Raw genomic sequence first — 18,387 nt, forward strand, 5'->3', positions numbered from 1 at the left:
CGAGGTGGCGTTGTTCCGGCTTCTGGAGTCGTGGGGCGTCACGCCCGACTACCTCGTCGGCCACTCCGTCGGAGAGCTGGCTGCCGCGCACGTATCCGGCGTGCTGTCGCTGGCGGACGCGTGCAAGCTGGTAGCCGCCCGTGCCCGGTTGATGCAGGCGTTGCCCGAGGGCGGTGCGATGTGGGCCGTGCGGGCCACCGAGGAAGAGGTCGCACCGCTGCTGGTCGAAGGCGTGTCCGTGGCAGCGGTCAACGCACCGGGCCAGGTCGTGCTCTCCGGCACCCGCGCAGCCGTCGAATCGGTGGCTGCGGGGTTGCCCGACCATCAGGGTCGTTGGCTGGAGGTCAGTCACGCCTTCCACTCGGCGCTCATGGACCCGATGCTGGCCGAGTTCACCGAGGCGGCGGCCACCGCGGCGGCCACCGTCGAGTACGCCCGTCCCCGGGTACCGATCGTGTCCACCCTCACCGGCGAGCAGGTCGAGGAGTTCTCCGCCTCGTATTGGACGGACCAGGTGCGCGGCACCGTGCGCTTCGCCGATGCGATCACCCGCCTCAAGGCCCTGGGCGTGGCCCGTCTCGTGGAGCTGGGCCCGGACGCGAGCCTGGTCGGTGCCATCGGTGAGGTGGACGACGACGCGCTCGCCGTCCCCGTGATCCACCGCAAGAGTGCGGAAGCACCCGCCGCTGTCGCGGCGCTGGCCCGGCTGTGGGCGGACGGTGCCGAGGCCGACTGGGCGGCGTTCTTCGCCCCGACCGGCGCGCGGACCGTCGACCTGCCCACGTACGCCTTCCAGCGCCGGCGCTACTGGCTGGCCGGCACGGCCGGCCCCCTGCATGCCGGGGCCATCGGGGCGGATCCGGTCAAGCACCCGCTGCTGGGTGCGGCGGTGGAACTCTCCGACGGCGGCGGCCATGTGTTCACCGGGCGGATCTCCGCGCGCAGCCATCCGTGGCTCGCCGAGCACCGGGTGGCGGGGGACGCGGTGTTCCCCGGCACCGGATACGTGGAACTGGCCGTCCGCGCCGGTGACGAACTGGCCTGCGACCGGATTGAGGAACTGGTCCTCGAGGCGCCCCTGGTACTGCCTGCCGAGCAGGCCGTCCAGGTGCAGGTCCTCGTGGATCCCGCCGACGCGGCCGGCAGCCGCTCGTTCCGCATCAGTTCCCGCACGGAGGGACGGCAGTCGTGGATCCGCCACGCGAGCGGTGTCCTCGCCGTGGGCGACGGGCAGGAGCATGCCGGGCTCACGGCCTGGCCGCCGGCCGGGGCCGTCCCGGTCGTTGTCGACGGTCACTACGCCGCGCGTGCCGAGGGCGGGTTCGGCTACGGGGCGATCTACCAGGGGCTGACCGCGGTGTGGCGGCGGGACGGGGAGCTGTTCGCGGAGGTCGCGCTCGGTGACGAGTTCCGTGCTGAGGCGGACCGCTTCGGTCTGCACCCCGCCGTGCTCGACGCCGCGCTCCAGCCGTTGTCGTACGACGAGCGGTCGGCGGGCGCCCGGCGGCTGCCGTTCTGCTGGAACGGGGTGACCCTGCACGCCACGGGCGCCTCGCTGCTGCGGGTGGCGATCGTCCCGGGCGCCACGGGGGACAGCTACGCCCTCACGGTCGCGGACACCGAGGGCGCTCCCGTCCTGACGGCCGAGGCGCTGACGCTGCGCCCGTACGACGGCTCACCGCTGTCGGCACCTGCCACATCCGAAACCGCATCCGGCCCCCCGTCCGAAACCGCATCCGGCACCGCGTCCGAAACCGCATCCGGCACCGCGTCCGACACCGCATCCGGCACCGCGCCCGCGACAGGTCCCGTCGCCGCCGCCGCCGACGGTGCCTCGCCGGCCCCGGCCCCGGCCCCGGCCCCGTCGGCGACCGGGCCCGCCCGTCGCGCCCCGGTACGCCGCAAGGCGGCTGCCGCCGTGTCCGGTGGTGGCCGGGCGCTCCGCGACCGCCTCGCCGCGCTGCCGGAGGACGAGCAGCGCGCCGCCCTGCTGGAGATCGTGAGCCGCCGGGCCGCGATCGTGCTCGACCGGCCCAAGGGGCAGGCGGTGGACGAGCATCTCGCGTTCCGCGACCTGGGCTTCACCTCCCTCACCGCCGTCCAGCTGCGGGAGGCGCTGGCTGAGGAGACGGGCCTGCGGCTGCCCGCGACCCTCGTCTTCGACCACCCGACGCCGGCTGTCCTGGTCGACCACCTCTGCGCGGAACTGCTCGGCGGGCCGACGGCCTCCTCCGCGGTCGGGGACCCGGCCGAAGGCGGTGCCGCCGGCGTGGATGAGCCGATCGCCATCATCGGCATGAGCTGCCGCTACCCGGGCGGCGTGCGCAGCGCGCAGGAGCTGTGGCAGCTGGTCGCCGAGGGAACCGATGCGATCTCCGGTTTCCCGACCGACCGCGGCTGGGACCTGGAGGCGCTGTACGACCCGGACCCGGACAACCCCGGCACCTGCTACGTCCACGAGGGCGGGTTCCTGCACGACGCAAGCCTGTTCGACGCCACCTTCTTCGGCATCAGCCCGCGTGAGGCGGTCGCGATGGACCCGCAGCAGCGGCTGCTGCTGGAGGTCTCCTGGGAGGCGCTGGAGCACGCCGGGCTCGACGCGCACGCCATGCGCGGCAGCCGCACCGGGGTGTTCGCCGGAGTCACCTACCAGGACTACGGCGGTCTGCTCGCGGCGGCCGAGGACAGCTTCGAGGGCTTCCTGGGCACCGGCAACTCGCCCAGCGTGCTCTCCGGCCGCGTCTCCTACACCCTCGGCCTGGAGGGGCCGGCGCTGACGATCGACACCGCCTGCTCGTCGTCCCTGGTCACGCTGCACTCCGCCTGTCAGGCGCTGCGGGAGAACGACTGCGCGATGGCGCTCGCCGGCGGGGTGACCGTCATGTCCACCCCCATCTCGCTCATCGAGTTCAGCCGGCAGCGTGCGCTCGCCGAGGACGGCCGGTCGAAGCCGTTCTCCGACGACGCGGACGGGGCGAGCTGGGCGGAGGGCGCCGGCATGCTGCTGCTGGAGCGGTTGTCGGACGCCCGGCGCAACGGTCACCGGGTGCTGGCGGTCGTACGCGGCAGCGCGGTGAACCAGGACGGTGCGTCCAACGGGCTGACCGCGCCGAACGGCCCCTCCCAGCAGCGGGTGATCCGTCAGGCGCTGGCGAACGCCAAGGTGTCGGCCGCGGACGTCGATGTGGTGGAGGCGCACGGCACGGGCACCTCGCTGGGTGACCCCATCGAGGCGCAAGCGCTGCTGGCGACCTACGGCCAGGACCGGCCCGGGGACCGGCCGCTGTGGCTGGGCTCCGTCAAGTCGAACATCGGGCACTCCCAGGCCGCGGCCGGTGCCGCCGGACTGATCAAGATGGTGCAGGCGATGCGGCACGGCCTGATGCCGAAGTCCCTGCATCTGGGCACCCCCTCCACGCATGTCGACTGGTCGGCCGGCGCGGTGGAGCTGCTGGCCGAGGCACGGCAGTGGACACGGTCCGAGGACCGGCCGCGCCGGGCCGCCGTCTCCGGATTCGGGATGAGCGGCACCAACGCGCACGTGATCCTGGAGGAGGCCCCCGAGGAGACGCAGCCGGCACAGCCCGCCGACGACGCCCCGCGCGTGCCCCCGGTGGTGCCGTGGGTGGTGTCCGGCCGCAGTGCCGCCGGACTGCGCGGCCAGGCCGCCGCACTGCGGCAGTCGGCCGGTGACGCCGATCCGGTGGACGTGGCGTGGTCGCTGCTGACGACCCGTTCGCGGTTCGAGCACCGGGCCGTGCTGACCGGCGCGTACACCGAGGGCCTCGCGGCGCTGGCGGCCGGGGAACCCGCGGACCACGTGGTGACCGGGGTGGCGGGCCCGGTGGGGCGGACCGTGTTCGTCTTCCCCGGCCAGGGCGCGCAGTGGGCCGGTATGGGCGCCGGCCTGCTGGAGTCCTCGCCCGTGTTCGCCTCCGTGGTGGCCGAGTGCGAGGCCGCGATGGCGGAACTGGTGGACTGGTCGGTGACCGCGGTGCTGCGCGGCGACGCCGACGCCCCGTCGCTGGAGCGGGTGGACGTGGTGCAGCCGGCGTCGTTCGTGGTGATGGTGGCGCTGGCCGCGGTGTGGCGGTCCTACGGGGTGCGGCCGGCGGCCGTCGTCGGCCATTCGCAGGGCGAGATCGCCGCCGCGTACGTGGCCGGAGCGCTCTCGCTGCGGGACGCGCTGCGGGTCGTCGTGGCCCGCTCCGCGGCGATCGCCCGGCTGGCCGGCGGCGGCCGGGGCACGATGGCGTCGCTCGCCGTCTCCGCCGAGGAGGCCGGGGCACTGCTGGCCGGCCGGGTGGGGCAGGTCTTCGTCGCGGCCGTCAACGGGCCCGGCCAGGTGGTCGTCTCGGGTGACGTGGCCGCGGTCGGGGAAGTGGTCGCCGAATGCGAACGGCTGGGGCACCGGGCCCGGCGGATCGCCGTGGACTACGCCTCCCACTCGCCGGCCATGGACGTCCTGGAGGACGAGCTGGCCGCCGTGCTGGACGGGATCGACGCCCACGCGGGCGACGTGCCGCTGCTGTCCACGGTGACCGGCGAATTCGTCGACGGCTCGGGCATGGACGGCACGTACTGGTTCACCAACCTGCGCTCCACCGTGCGGTTCGCCGAGGCCGTCGAAAAGCTGGCCGCAGAAGGCTACGGCACGTTCGTCGAGGTCTCCTCGCACCCGGTGCTGACCACCGCGGTGCAGGAGATCCTCCAGACGGCCGACAACGCGGTGGTGACCGGCTCCCTGCGGCGCGACGACGGCGGCCTCGACCGCTTCACCGCCGGACTGGCCGAGTTGTGGGTGCACGGCGTGGCCGTCGACTGGGCAGCCGCCTTCGACGGCACCCGGCCCACGACGGTCGAACTGCCCACGTACGCCTTCCAGCGGCAGAGCTACTGGCCGCAGCTCGCCGCCGGCCCGGCCGCCGCCGACGCCGGCGAGGGGACCGCGCAGGACCGCGAGTTCTGGGCGGCCGTCGAACGCGCCGACGCCTCGGCGCTGGCCGGTGCCCTGGGCACCGACCCGGCCGTGGTCGATCCGCTGCTGCCGGTGCTGGCCGACTGGCGCAGGAAGCAACGCGAGGCGCACACCACCGACTCCTGGCGCTACCGCGTCAACTGGACACCGCTGACCGTGCCCGACGTGGCGTCCGCGTCCGGAACCTGGCTGGTGGTGACGCCCGATGACGGCACGGCCAGGAGCTGGGCCGACGCGCTCGGCACCGAACTGGCGGCCCTGGGCGGCACCCCGCACACGCTGGAGCTGGGCGAGCCCGACCTCGACCGTGCGGCGCTCACCGCACGGCTGGGCGACAGCGGCCTGCCGGCCGGTCTGACCGGAGTGGTGTCGCTGCTGGGCCTCGACGAACGGGACAGCGGCCACACCGGCCTGCCGCTCGGTCTCGGCCTGACCTCCGTGCTGCTCCAGGCGCTCGGGGACGCCGGACTCGACGCCCCGCTGTGGACGCTGACCTCGGGCGCCGTCCCGGTCGCCAAGTGGGACGCGGTGACCCGGCCCCGCCAGGCAGCCGTATGGGGCCTCGGCCGGGTGGCCGCACTGGAACACCCCGACCGGTGGGGCGGTCTCGTCGACGTACCCGCCGAAGCCGACGCGCGGGCCGCGCGCCGCGTGGTGAACGCCCTCGCCGCGGCCGAGGACGACCAGATCGCGCTGCGCGCCTCCGGCCTGTTCGGGCGGCGACTGGTGCGCGCGCCGCGGCAGCCCGGCGCGGACGGGGCATGGACCCCCTCCGGCACGGTGCTGATCACCGGCGGCACCGGGGCCCTGGGCGCCAGGGTGGCCCGCTTCGCCGTCGAGCACGGCGCCGCGCACGTGGTGCTGACCAGCCGGCGCGGGCCCGACGCACCCGGAGCGTCGGAAATCCGCCGGGACCTGGAGGCGCTGGGCGCCGAAGTGACCGTCGCGGCCTGCGACGTGGCAGACCGCGACCAGGTCGCCGCGCTGCTCGACGGGCTGTCCGGCACGCCGCCGCTCACTGCGGTCGTGCACGCGGCGGGTGTCCTGGACGACGGCGTCCTGGGCGCGCTCGACCCCGGGCGCATCGCCGGGGTGATGGCCCCCAAGGCGCACGCCGCACTCGTCCTCGACGAGCTGACCCGGCAACGCGGTCTCGACCTGGACGCGTTCGTGCTGTTCAGCTCCACCGCCGGCGTCTGGGGCGGTCCCGGACAGGCGAACTACGCCGCCGCGAACGCCGTCCTCGACGCGCTCGCCGAACACCGCCGGGCCGAAGGGCTGGCCGCGACCTCGATCGCGTGGGGCCCGTGGTCCGACGCCGGCATGGCGGACAGCACCGCCATCGAGGCCCGGCAGCGCAAGGGCGGCATCCACGCGCTGCCGCCCGCATCCGCCGTCGCCGTGCTCCGGCAGACCGTCGCCGACGGCGACGCCGCGCTCACCGTGGCCGGCGTCGACTGGAGCGTCTACGCCCCCGCGTTCACGGCCGCACGGCGCAGCATGCTCCTCGACCGGATACCGGAGGCCCACCAGGCCCTGGAGACGGCGGACGGAGAGGGCCCCGCCGCCGGCCCCGACTCGCTCGCCGCCCGGCTGGCCGGGCTCACCGACATCGAACGCGACCGCGAACTGCTGGACCTGGTACGCAAGCACGTCGCCGGGGTGCTCGGCTTCGCCGACCCGTCCGACGTCGAGCCCACCCACGTCTTCGCCGACATCGGGTTCGACTCCCTGACCGCCGTCGAGCTGCGCAACCGGCTCGGCATGGTCACCGGGCTGAAGCTGCCCACCACGCTGGTCTTCGACCACCCCAGCCCCAACGCGCTGGTGCGCCATCTGCGTCAGGAACTCATCGGCGCCGCCGCCCCGGCACCGGCCGCCCCCGCGGCGAACAGCCGGCCGACGGAGACCGACGACGACCCCATCGCCATCATCGGCATGAGCTGCCGACTGCCCGGCGGGGTGTCCTCGCCGGAGGAGTTCTGGCGGCTCCTGTCGGACGGCGAGGACGCGATCTCCTCGTTCCCGGCCGACCGCGGCTGGGACGTCGAAGGGGTCTACGACCCCGACCCGGACAAGGCCGGCACGACGTACACCCGGCACGGCGGATTCGTCGACGACGTCAGCGGGTTCGACGCCGCGCTGTTCGGCATCAACCCGCGCGAGGCACTGGCCATGGACCCGCAGCAGCGGCTGCTGCTGGAGTGCTCGTGGGAGGCGTTCGAGCGGGCCGGCATCGCCCCGACGTCCCTGACCGGCAGCCGGACCGGGATGTTCGCCGGCAGCAACGGCTCCGACTACGGCGCCCTGCTGATGGCCTCACCGCAGGGCGCGGACGGCTACTTCATGACCGGCAACGCCGCGAGCGTGCTGTCCGGCCGGGTCGCCTACACCCTCGGGCTGGAGGGCCCGGCGGTCACCGTCGACACGGCCTGCTCGTCGTCCCTCGTCGCCCTGCACCTGGCGGCGCAGGCGCTGCGCAACGACGAGTGCTCGCTCGCGGTGGCCGGCGGTGTCACGCTCATCTCCACGCCGGGGCCGTTCGTCAGCTTCAGCCGCCAGCACGGCCTCGCCGTCGACGGCCGCTGCAAGGCGTTCTCCGACGACGCGGACGGCACCGGCTGGGCGGAAGGCGTCGGCGTGCTCGTCCTCGAACGCCTCTCCGACGCGCGCCGCGCCGGACACACGGTGCTCGCCCTGGTCACCGGCAGCGCCACCAACCAGGACGGCGCCTCCAACGGACTGACGGCCCCCAACGGTCCCTCCCAGCAGCGCGTCATCCGGCAGGCGCTGGCGAACGCCGGCCTCACCGCCTCCGACGTGGACGCGGTGGAGGCGCACGGCACCGGCACCACGCTGGGCGACCCGATCGAGGCGCAGGCGCTGCTGGCGACCTACGGCCAGGACCGTGCGGAGGACCGTCCGCTGTGGTTGGGCTCGGTCAAGTCGAACCTCGGGCACACGCAGGCCGCCGCCGGTGTTGCCGGGCTGATCAAGATGGTGCTGGCGATGCAGCACGAGACGCTGCCCAGAACCCTGCACGTGGGAACGCCGTCCACGCACGTGGACTGGTCGGCCGGCGCGGTGGAACTGCTGGCCGAGGCACGGCAGTGGCCGCGCTGCGAACGCCGCCGACGTGCGGGCGTGTCGTCCTTCGGAATCAGCGGCACCAACGCCCACGTCATCATCGAGGAACCCCCGACGACGACCGAAGCCCCCGCCGGTGCTGCCCCGGCCGGGCCGGTCGACGCCGATCTGCCGCTGGTGCCCTGGGTGGTGTCCGCACGGACCGCCGCGGCACTCGCCGCGCAAGCAGACCGGTTGGAGACCGCGACGGCGGGTGCCAACCCGCTCGACGTGGCCCTCTCCCTGGCCACCACCCGCGCGGCCCTGGAGCATCGCGCGGTCGTCCTGGGCGCGGACACCGACGAGTTGCGTACCCGACTGGCGGCCCTCGCCGCCGGAGAGGCCACGCCGGACACCGTGACCAGCACGGCCCGCACCGGTCTGACGGGGTTTGTGTTCTCGGGCCAGGGTGGTCAGCGTCTCGGTATGGGCCGGGAGTTGGCTTCGGTCTTCTCGGTGTTCGCTGATGCGTTGGATGAGGTGTGTGCGCACTTCGACGGATTGCTGGACCGTCCGCTGCGGGATGTGATGTTCGCGGATGCCGATGAGGACGCGGAGGCGTTGGGGCTGACGGGTTGGGCTCAGCCTGCGTTGTTCGCGGTCGAGGTGGCGTTGTTCCGGCTGGTGGAGTCGTGGGGCGTCACGCCTGATTACCTCGTTGGCCACTCGGTGGGCGAGTTGGCGGCTGCGCATGTGTCGGGTGTGTTGTCGCTGGCGGACGCCTGTGCGCTTGTTGCTGCTCGTGCCCGGTTGATGCAGGCGCTGCCCGAGGGCGGGGCGATGTGGGCGGTCCGGGCCACCGAGGACGAGGTCACACCGCTGCTGGTGGAGGGCGTGTCGGTGGCGGCGGTGAACGCGCCGGGTCAGGTCGTGCTCTCCGGCACCCGCGAAGCCGTCGAAACCGTGGCCGCCGCCTTGCCCGACCATCAGGGTCGTTGGCTGGAGGTCAGTCACGCCTTCCACTCGGCGCTCATGGACCCGATGCTGGCCGAGTTCACCGAGGCGGCGGCCACCCCACCGCCGTCACCGCCCTGGCCCGCCTGTGGGCGGACGGTGCCGAGGCCGACTGGGCGGCGTTCTACGCGCCGACCGGCGCCCGGACCGTCGAGCTGCCCACCTACGCCTTCCAGCGGAAGCCGTACTGGCCCCGCCCGATGGCGCGCAGGGCCGGCGATGTGGCCGCGGCGGGACTCGCCGACGCGGGGCACCCGCTGCTCGGTGCGGCGGTGGCGCTCGCCGGGGACGGGGGACAGCTGTTCACCGGCCGGATCGGCGTGCGTGATCTGCCGTGGCTGGCCGACCACGAGGTGATGGGCACCATCTTGTTCCCCGGCACCGCGTTCCTGGAACTGGCGTTGTGGGCCGCCGAGTCGGTCGGCTGCGACCAGGTCGAGGAGCTGACGCTGGCGGCCCCGCTGGTGCTGCCCGCCGAAGGCGCGGTGCAGGTACAGCTCGTGGTCGACGGGCCGGACGAGTCCGGGCTGCGCCCGCTGCGGATGCACGCCCGGCCCGACGGCGCGGCGGCGGACGTCCCCTGGACGCTGCACGCCACCGGCACTCTGGGCGCCCTCGGCCACGGCCGGCCCGCGCCGTCGTACGACCTGGTCTCCTGGCCGCCGCCCGGGGCCGAGACCATCGACGTCACCGACTTCTACGAGATGTACCGGCAGAGCGGCTTCGCCTACGGTCCCGCTTTCCGGGGCCTGCGCCGGGCCTGGCGGGCCGGTGGCGACGTGTACGCCGAGATCGCGCTGGACCGGGCCCACGCGGACGAGGCCGCCGACTACCGGCTGCACCCGCCGCTGCTCGACGCGGCGCTCCAGGCGCTGACCTTCGTCGCGCTGGACGGCAGCGGCCGGAAGAGGCTGCCGTTCTCCTGGTCCGGTGTGTCGCTGTTCGCCCCGGGCGCCGAGAGCCTTCGGGTACGGCTGTCGCAGGCCGGGCCCGACGCGCTGGCCCTGTCGATCGCGGACGGCTCCGGCCGGCCCGTCGCCGTCGTCGACTCCCTGGCGATGCGCGAGGTGTCGGCGACGCAACTGCACGCGCCGCGCACCGGGTACCCGAAAGACCTGTTCCGCCTCGACTTCGTCCCGACGCCACTGGCCGAGGCGAGCGCGTCCGGCACCCGGCAGTGGGCCGTGCTCGGCGCCGACGACCCGGGGCTCACGGACGCACTGGGAGCACGCGCGGTCGCCGGCCTGGACGGGCTCGGCGAGGGTCCCGTCCCGGACGTGGTGCTGCTGCCCTGCCGGGGCCGCTCCGCACGCACCCTCGCCGCCTCGCCCGGCGAGACGGGGGCCGCCCGCGAGGTGAGCGCGGACGCCCCGGCGGCCGGCGCGGACCGGATGGCGGCCGACACGAGGGCGCTGACCCACGAGGTGCTGGAGCTGCTGCAACGGTGGCTCGCGGACGCACGGTTCGCCTCCTCCCGGCTGGTGGTCGTCACCCGCGGCGCCGTCGCGGCCGGCGATCCGGCTGGCCCGAGCGACCCGGCCGCCGCCGCGGTGTGGGGACTCGTGCGCTCCGCGCAGTCGGAGGAGCCCGGCCGCTTCGTACTCGTCGACCTCGACGATGCGGAGGAGTCCGCCCGGGCACTGCCCGGCATCGTCGCCTCCGACGAGCCACAGCTCGTCGTACGGGACGGCCGGGTGAGCGCGGCACGTCTGGCCCGGTCCGGCGCGGACGGCGCCCTCGTGCCGCCCGCCGACACCGAGGCATGGCGGCTGGACAGCACCGGGCGCGGCAGTCTCGCCAACCTCACCCTGGCCGCGGACCCGGAGCTGCTGGAGCCGCTGGGCACCGGCCAGGTGCGGGTGGCGGTGCGCGCCGCCGGCCTCAACTTCCGGGACGTGCTGAACGCGCTGGACATGTACCCGGGCGACCCCGGGCCGATGGGTGTCGAAGGCGCCGGTGTCATCACCGAGGTCGGCCCCGGCGTGACCGGGTTCGCACCCGGCGACCGGGTGCTGGGCATGTTCGGCAAGGCGCTCGGCCCGGTCACCGTCGCCGACCAGCGGATGATCGCCCGGATACCGGACGGCTGGACGTTCCGGCAGGCCGCCTCCGTACCGGTGGTCTTCCTCACCGCGTACTACGCCCTCGTCGACCTGGCGCAGGTGCGGCCCGGCGAAGCGGTGCTTGTGCACGCAGCCGCCGGCGGCGTCGGCATGGCCGCAGTACAGCTCGCCCGGCACCTCGGCGCCGAGGTGTTCGGCACCGCGAGCCCGGCCAAACAGGACAGCCTGCGCGCCCTCGGTCTCGACGACGACCACATCGCCTCGTCCCGTGACCTGGCCTTCGAGGAACGCTTCCGGGCGGTGGCCGAGGCCGGCCGGATGGACGTCGTGCTCAACTCGCTGGCCCGGGACCACGTCGACGCCTCGCTGCGGCTCCTCGCCGCCGGCGGCCGGTTCGTGGAAATGGGCAAGACCGACATCCGGGACCCCGAACGGATCGCGCGGGAGCACAAGGAAGTCGCCTACCGGGCCTTCGACCTCGTCGAGGCCGGCCCCGAGCGCATCGGCGCCATGCTCACCGAGGTGCTCCGGCTCATCGAGGCCGGTGCGCTGCGCCCGCTGCCGGTGGCCGCCTGGGACGTGCGACGGGCACCGGAGGCGTTCCGGCACATGAGCCAGGCCCGGCACATCGGCAAGGTGGTGCTGACCGTGCCGTCCCGGCCCGACCCGGAAGGCACCGTGCTGATCACCGGCGGCACCGGTGGCCTCGGCCGCTACGTCGCCCGGCACCTCGTCGAACGGTACGGCGCACGCCGTCTGCTGCTCACCAGCCGACGCGGGCCGGCGGCCGACGGCGCCGCCGAGCTGGTCGCCGAACTGGCGGAGCTGGGCGCCACCGCACGCGTCGAGGCGTGCGACGCGGCGGACCGGGCGGCGCTCGAACGCACCCTGGCGGCGATCCCCGCCGAGCACCCGCTCACGGCCGTCGTCCATGTCGCCGGGGTGGTCGATGACGGAGTCCTCCCCTCCCTCACCCCGCAGCGCCTGGACACCGCACTGCGTCCGAAGGCCGACGCCGCGGTGAACCTGTACGAGCTGACACGGCACGCGGACCTCGCGGCGTTCGTCCTTTTCTCCGGCGCGGCCGGCACCTTCGGCGGCGCCGGGCAGGCCAACTATGCGGCGGCCAACGCGTTCCTCGACGCGTTCGCCCGCTGGGCACGGCACCGCGGCGTGCCCGCCGTGTCGCTGGCCTGGGGCCCGTGGGTGGCGGACCGCGGCATGACCGGCCACCTGACGGAGACCGACTTCGCGCGGATGGAACAGGCCGGGATGCGGCCCCTGACCGCGGAACAGGGACTCGGACTGTTCGACTTCGCGCTGTCCACCGACGAGGCGGCACTGTTGCCGATGCGGCTCGACACCGCACCGGACGCCTTCGCCGCCGGCCCCGTACCGCCGCTCTTGCGCCTGCTGGCGGGCGGCACGGTACGGCGCGAGGCACCGGCCGCGCCCGCCGCGCAGGCGCCCGCCCCGCTGGCGGACCGGCTGCGGGCCCTGCCGGCCGCGGACCGGGCCGACCATCTGGTGGACCTGGTCTGCGGGCAGGCCGCCGCGGTCCTCGGGCACGGCTCCGCCGACGAGATCGAGGCCGAGCAGACCTTCAACGAGCTGGGCTTCGACTCCCTCACCGCCATCGAGCTGCGCAACCGGCTCGGCAGCATGTCCGGCACGCGGCTGCCCGCCACGCTGGTCTTCGACTACCCGACGCCGGCCGCGCTCGCCGAGCACCTGCTGGCCGAGGTGGTCCAGGACATCGGCGAGGAGGCGGCGGACGGCACGGCCGGGGCGGCCACCGCCCCGCACGCGGTGCTCGACGACATCGACCGGCTGGAGCGGGCACTGGACCGGCTGGCGGCCGACGGCGGACCGGACGACGCGGTGGGCAGGCGCCTGCAGGCGCTCGCCGCGAAATGGGCCACGGCCACAGCCACAGCCACGTCCTCATCCACGGCCACGGCCACGGGTGGCGGGGCCACGGACGACGACGGGTCCGACGCACTGGAGTCGGCCACGGCCGACGAGCTGTTCAAAATGATCGACGGCGAACTTGGTGGGGCGTCTTGAGCGAGAACCAGGCTGCGCGCAGCACTGACAGCGTCGAGCCGCAGAAGCTGCTCGACTACCTGAAGAAGGCCACCGGCGAGCTGCGCCAGGCCAACCGGCGGCTGCGGGAGATCGAGGCCGCGAACACCGAGCCGATCGCGATCGTCGGCATGAGCTGCCGGCTGCCCGGCGACGTACGCTCGCCGCACGACCTGTGGCGGCTCCTCGAACGGGGCGGCGACGGCATGTCCGCCTTCCCCGTCGACCGGGGCTGGGACCTGGCACACCTCTACAGCCCCGACCCCACCCGGCCCGGCACCAGCTACGCCAGGGAAGGCGGATTCGTCCACGACGCCACCGAGTTCGACCCGGCGTTCTTCGGCATGAGCCCGCGTGAGGCCCTGGCGATGGACCCGCAGCAGCGGCTGCTGCTCCAGGCGTCCTGGGAAGCGTTCGAACACGCCGGCGTGGACCCCACCGCCCTCAAGAACACCGACACCGGAGTCTTCGTCGGCGCGGCCTCCACCGGCTACGGCTCCCACCTCACCGAGCTGCCGCAGGGCGTCGAGGGCTACCTGCTCACCGGCAACTCCATGGCCGTCGCCTCCGGCCGCATCGCCTACACACTGGGACTCAAGGGGCCCGCCGTCACCGTGGACACGGCGTGCTCCTCCTCCCTCGTGGCACTGCACATGGCGGTCACGTCCCTGCGGTCGGGCGAGTGCTCGCTGGCGCTCGTCGGCGGTGTCACCGTGATGTCGACGCCCGGCATGTTCCTGGAGTTCAGCCGCCAGCAGGGCCTCGCCTCCGACGGCCGGTGCAAGGCGTTCTCCGACGACGCCGACGGCACCGGCTGGTCGGAGGGCGTCGGGCTGCTGGTCGTCAGCCGGCTCTCCGACGCCCGCCGCGCCGGCCACCGCGTCCTCGCGGTGGTACGCGGCACTGCTGTCAACCAGGACGGCGCCTCCAACGGCCTCACCGTGCCGAACGGCCCCTCCCAGCAGCGCGTCATCCGCACCGCGCTCACCAACGCCGGAATCGCCGCGTCCGAGGTGGACGCGGTGGAGGCACACGGCACCGGCACCTCGCTCGGCGACCCGATCGAGGCGCAGGCGCTGCTGGCCACCTACGGACAGGACCGGCCCGAGGACCGGCCGCTGTGGCTGGGCTCGGTCAAGTCGAACCTGGGGCACACCCAGGCCGCGGCCGGTGTCACGGGCGTGCTGAAAATGGTGCTCGCCCTGCGTCACGAACTGCTGCCGAAGACGCTGTACGCCGAGAAGCCCTCGTCCCACGTGGACTGGTCCTCGGGCGCCGTGGAACTGCTCGGCCAGGCACGGCAGTGGCCGCGCGGGGAGCGACCGAGACGCGCCGGCGTCTCCTCCTTCGGCATCAGCGGCACGAACGCCCACGTCATCCTGGAGGAGGCCCCCGCCGAAGCCGACCCTGCCCAGGACGCACCGGCGGCTCCGGCCGTACCGCTGCCGGTCGTGCCCTGGACGCTGTCCACCAGGCAGCCCGAGACACTGCCCAAGCTCGCGGCCCGGCTGCGCTCGTCACTGACCGCGCGCCCCGGCACCCGGCCATTGGACATCGGCCGCACGCTGGCCACCGGCCGCGCCGCTTTCGAACACCGCGCCGTGGTCCTGGCGTCGGACCTCGACTCGGCGGACAGCGCCCTGGAGACACTCACAACCGGCGCCACCAGCCCGCACGTCGTCCGGGGCACGGTACGCGGCGGAACCGGACGCACCCGGGCACGGCTCGGATTCGTCTTCTCGGGCCAGGGCGGTCAGCGGGTCGGGATGGGCCGGGAGCTGGCGGAGACCTTCCCCGTGTTCGCGGCTGCACTGGACGAGGTGTGCGCGGGCTTCGACGGGCTGCTGGACCGTCCGCTGCGTGAGGTGATGTTCACCGACCCGGACGGACTGCTGTCCGGCACCGGCTGGGCCCAGCCCGCCCTGTTCGCCATCGAGGTGGCGCTGTTCCGGCTGCTGGAGTCATGGGGCGTCACACCGGACTGTCTGACCGGGCACTCGGTCGGCGAGTTCGCCGCCGCGCACGTGGCCGGGGTGTTGACCCTGCCGGACGCGTGTCGTCTGGTTGCGGCACGCGCACGGTTGATGGCCGCACTGCCGTCGGGCGGCGCGATGTGGGCGGTACGCGCCTCGCTGGAGGAAGTCACCCCGCTGCTGGTGGAGGGCGTCTCGGTCGCGGCGGTGAACGCGCCCGGCCAGGTGGTGCTCTCCGGGGAGCGGGAGGCCGTCGAGACGGTGGCCGCGCGACTCGTGGACCGCCAGGGCCGGTGGCTGGAGACCAGCCACGCCTTCCACTCGGCCCTGATGGGCCCCATGCTGGACGAGTTCGCCCGACTGGCCGGCTCAGTGCCCCACGCACGCCCACAGCTGCCGATCATCTCCACCCTCACCGGCGAGCCCGTCATCGCGTTCACCCCCTCCTACTGGGCGGACCAGATACGGGGAACAGTCCGGTTCGCGGACGCCATCACACGGATGCGGGCACAGAAAGTGGCCCGCTTCGTGGAACTCGGCCCGGACACGAACCTGGTCGGCGCCATCGACGAGACCTGCGGGGACGGCGCACTCGCGGTGGCATTGCTGCGCCGCGACCGGCCGGAGCCGACTAGCGCGGTGACCGCCCTGGCCCGGCTCTGGGCGGACGGCGGCCGGGTCGACTGGCACGCCTTCTACGCCCACACCGACGCACGCACCACCGACCTGCCGACCTACCCCTTCGCCCGGGACCGCTACTGGATGCAGAACCCCGAAGGGACCAGCCCCCGGCGACAGCGCACCGAGCGCACCGCCGCCGACGGCCTGCGGTACGAGATCGCCTGGCACCCGGTGACCACCGACGAGGTGAGCGATCTGTCGGGCGGCTGGTTGTTGGTGGAGTCCGCTGGTGCGTTGGATGTGTGGGCGGAGGCGTTGGCGGGGGAGTTGGCCTCGCGTGGTGTGCGGGTGGAGCGGTTGCGGTTGGGGGTCGGTGATCTGGACCGGGTGGGGCTGGCTGAGCGGTTGGCCGGGTTCGCGGGGTGCGGGCGGGTGGTGTCGTTCCTGGGGCAGGAGGAGACGGGTCACTCGGAGCATGTGGGGGTGCCTGTTGGTTTGGTGGGGACGGTTGCGTTGGTGCAGGCCGTTGCGGATGCGGGGCTGGATGTCCGGGTGTGGTGTGTGACGTCTGGTGCGGTGTCGGTGGTGCCTGGTGATGGTGTGGTGTGTCCGTTGCGGGCTGGTGTGTGGGGTCTGGGGCGGGTTGTGGCGTTGGAGGAGCCGGGCCGGTGGGGTGGTCTGGTGGATGTGCCGGTCGAGCCTGTGGGGGGTTCGGTGGCGCGGTTGGTGGAGGTGTTGGCCGGCGGTGCCGGTGTGGAGGATCAGGTGGCGGTGCGTGGTGGGGCTGTTTTGGGTCGGCGGTTGGTGCGTGCCCGGTCGTCGTCCGGTGGTGGTGTGTGGTTGCCGTCGGGGACGGTGTTGGTGACGGGTGGTACGGGTGCGTTGGGTGCGCGTGTGGCTCGTTGGGTGGTGGAGCGTGGTGCGGGGCGTGTGGTGCTGGCGAGTCGGCGGGGCATGGCGGCTGAGGGGGCGGCGGAGCTGTGTGAGGAGTTGCGGGCGTTGGGCGCGGGGGTGGAGGTGGTGGCGTGTGATGTCGGTGTGCGCCGTGAGGTGGAAGAGCTGTTTGAGCGCTTTGATGTTTCTGCGGTGGTGCATGCGGCGGGTGTGCTGGATGACGGTGTGGTCGGCGGTTTGACGGTTGACCGGCTGGCTGGGGTGTGGGAGGCGAAGGCGGGTGAGCGGCATGGCAGCCGATGAGGGCGTACGGGCTCGGTTGGCCCGTGGTGGTCTGACGCCGCTGGACCCCGGGGTTGCTGTCGATGTGCTCGGTTCGGTTTCGGGGTGTGAGACGGTCGTTGACGTGGACTGGGGGCGCTTTGTCCCCGGGGCCACTGCGGTGCGGGCCAGCCGCCTGTGGGACGAGGTGGCGCCGGGTGCTGGTGTGGTGGTCGAGCGTGCGGAGTCGGCCGGCGGTGGCGGGCTGCGGAAGCGACTGGCTGGTCTGTCGGGTGCGGCCCGACGCTCGTCCCTGATGGAGACGGTGCGTGGCCGGGCCGCGTCCGTACTGGGCTTCACAGAGGCGACCGCGGTGGACGTCTCCAAATCCTTCCGGGACCTCGGCTTCGACTCGCTGACCGCCGTCGAACTCCGCAACGGCCTGGCCGCCGAGACCGCCCTCACCCTTCCGTCGACGCTGGTGTACGACTATCCCTCCGTCGAGGCCCTGACCGATGAACTGCTGACCCGGCTGTTCGGCGCGACCGAGGACGACGTTCCGGCAGCGGTGGCAGTCACGGCCTCCCCGGCGGCCACGGACGACCCGGTAGTCGTGGTGGGCATGGGCTGCCGTTTCCCCGGCGGCGTCGCCTCTCCCGAAGACCTGTGGCGGCTGCTGGCGGACGGCGTGGACGCCATGGGCGGCTTCCCCGCCGACCGCGGCTGGGACCGCATCCAGGACACGGGTGACGGCTACGCCCGGGTGGGCGGTTTCGTCGAAGGTGCGGCGGACTTCGATGCCGGGCTGTTCGGGATCTCGCCGCGCGAGGCCCTGGCGATGGACCCGCAACAGCGGCTGTTGCTGGAGGTCGTCTGGGAGTCCTTGGAGGGCGCCGGCATCGCGCCCTTGTCGCTGCGGGGGCTGCCCGTGGGGGTCTTCGCGGGCACCAACGGCCAGGACTATCCGGCGCTGTTGGCGCTGGCCGGTGAGTCGGGTGACGGCTACGCCGGGACCGGTAGTTCGGGCAGTGTGCTGTCGGGTCGGGTGTCGTATGCGTTGGGGCTCGAGGGTCCGGCGGTGACGGTTGATACGGCTTGTTCGTCGTCGTTGGTGGCGATGCACATGGCGGCTCAGTCGTTGCGCTCGGGTGAGTGTTCGTTGGCTCTGGCCGGTGGTGTAACGGTGATGTCGACGCCGGGTGCGTTCGTGGAGTTCGAGCGGCAGGGCGGGCTGGCTGGGGATGGTCGGTGCAAGGCGTTCTCGGATGATGCGGACGGTACGGGTTGGGGCGAGGGTGTGGGGGTCCTGGTCCTGGAGCGGTTGTCGGATGCGCGGCGGAACGGCCATCGGGTGTTGGCGGTGGTGCGTGGCAGTGCGGTGAATCAGGATGGTGCGTCGAACGGGTTGACGGCGCCGAATGGTCCGTCGCAG

At 73.7% G+C, this 18,387-nt stretch carries 2 protein-coding genes and 2 pseudogenes; all 4 read left to right on the forward strand.

Annotation, left to right across the window (positions count from 1 at the left end; translation table 11 throughout):
• Positions 1-13: 13 nt before the first annotated feature.
• Positions 14-9,118 (forward strand): annotated as a pseudogene (locus tag IO40_RS39290) (type I polyketide synthase); the annotation flags it as partial.
• 140 nt (positions 9,119-9,258) lie between these two features.
• A complete protein-coding gene (locus IO40_RS39720) occupies positions 9,259-13,188 on the forward strand; it encodes an SDR family NAD(P)-dependent oxidoreductase (RefSeq protein ID WP_482255575.1) in 3,930 nt (1,309 codons plus the stop codon).
• Between the two features lie 44 nt (positions 13,189-13,232).
• Positions 13,233-16,997: pseudogene (locus tag IO40_RS34490) on the forward strand (type I polyketide synthase); the annotation flags it as partial.
• The coding region (locus IO40_RS39560) for an acyl carrier protein (RefSeq protein ID WP_425264246.1) at positions 16,975-18,387 on the forward strand (1,413 nt) is incomplete at its 3' end. The pseudogene IO40_RS34490 and the gene IO40_RS39560, both read left to right, overlap by 23 nt.

This window comes from Streptomyces albus subsp. albus, from assembly GCF_000725885.1.
GTDB lineage: Bacteria > Actinomycetota > Actinomycetes > Streptomycetales > Streptomycetaceae > Streptomyces > Streptomyces albus.

Bases quoted from the DNA above. Each gene is read 5' to 3' on its own strand.
- IO40_RS39720 (WP_482255575.1), top strand. From the start codon at position 9,259: ATGGCGCGCAGGGCCGGCGATGTGGCCGCGGCGGGACTCGCCGACGCG.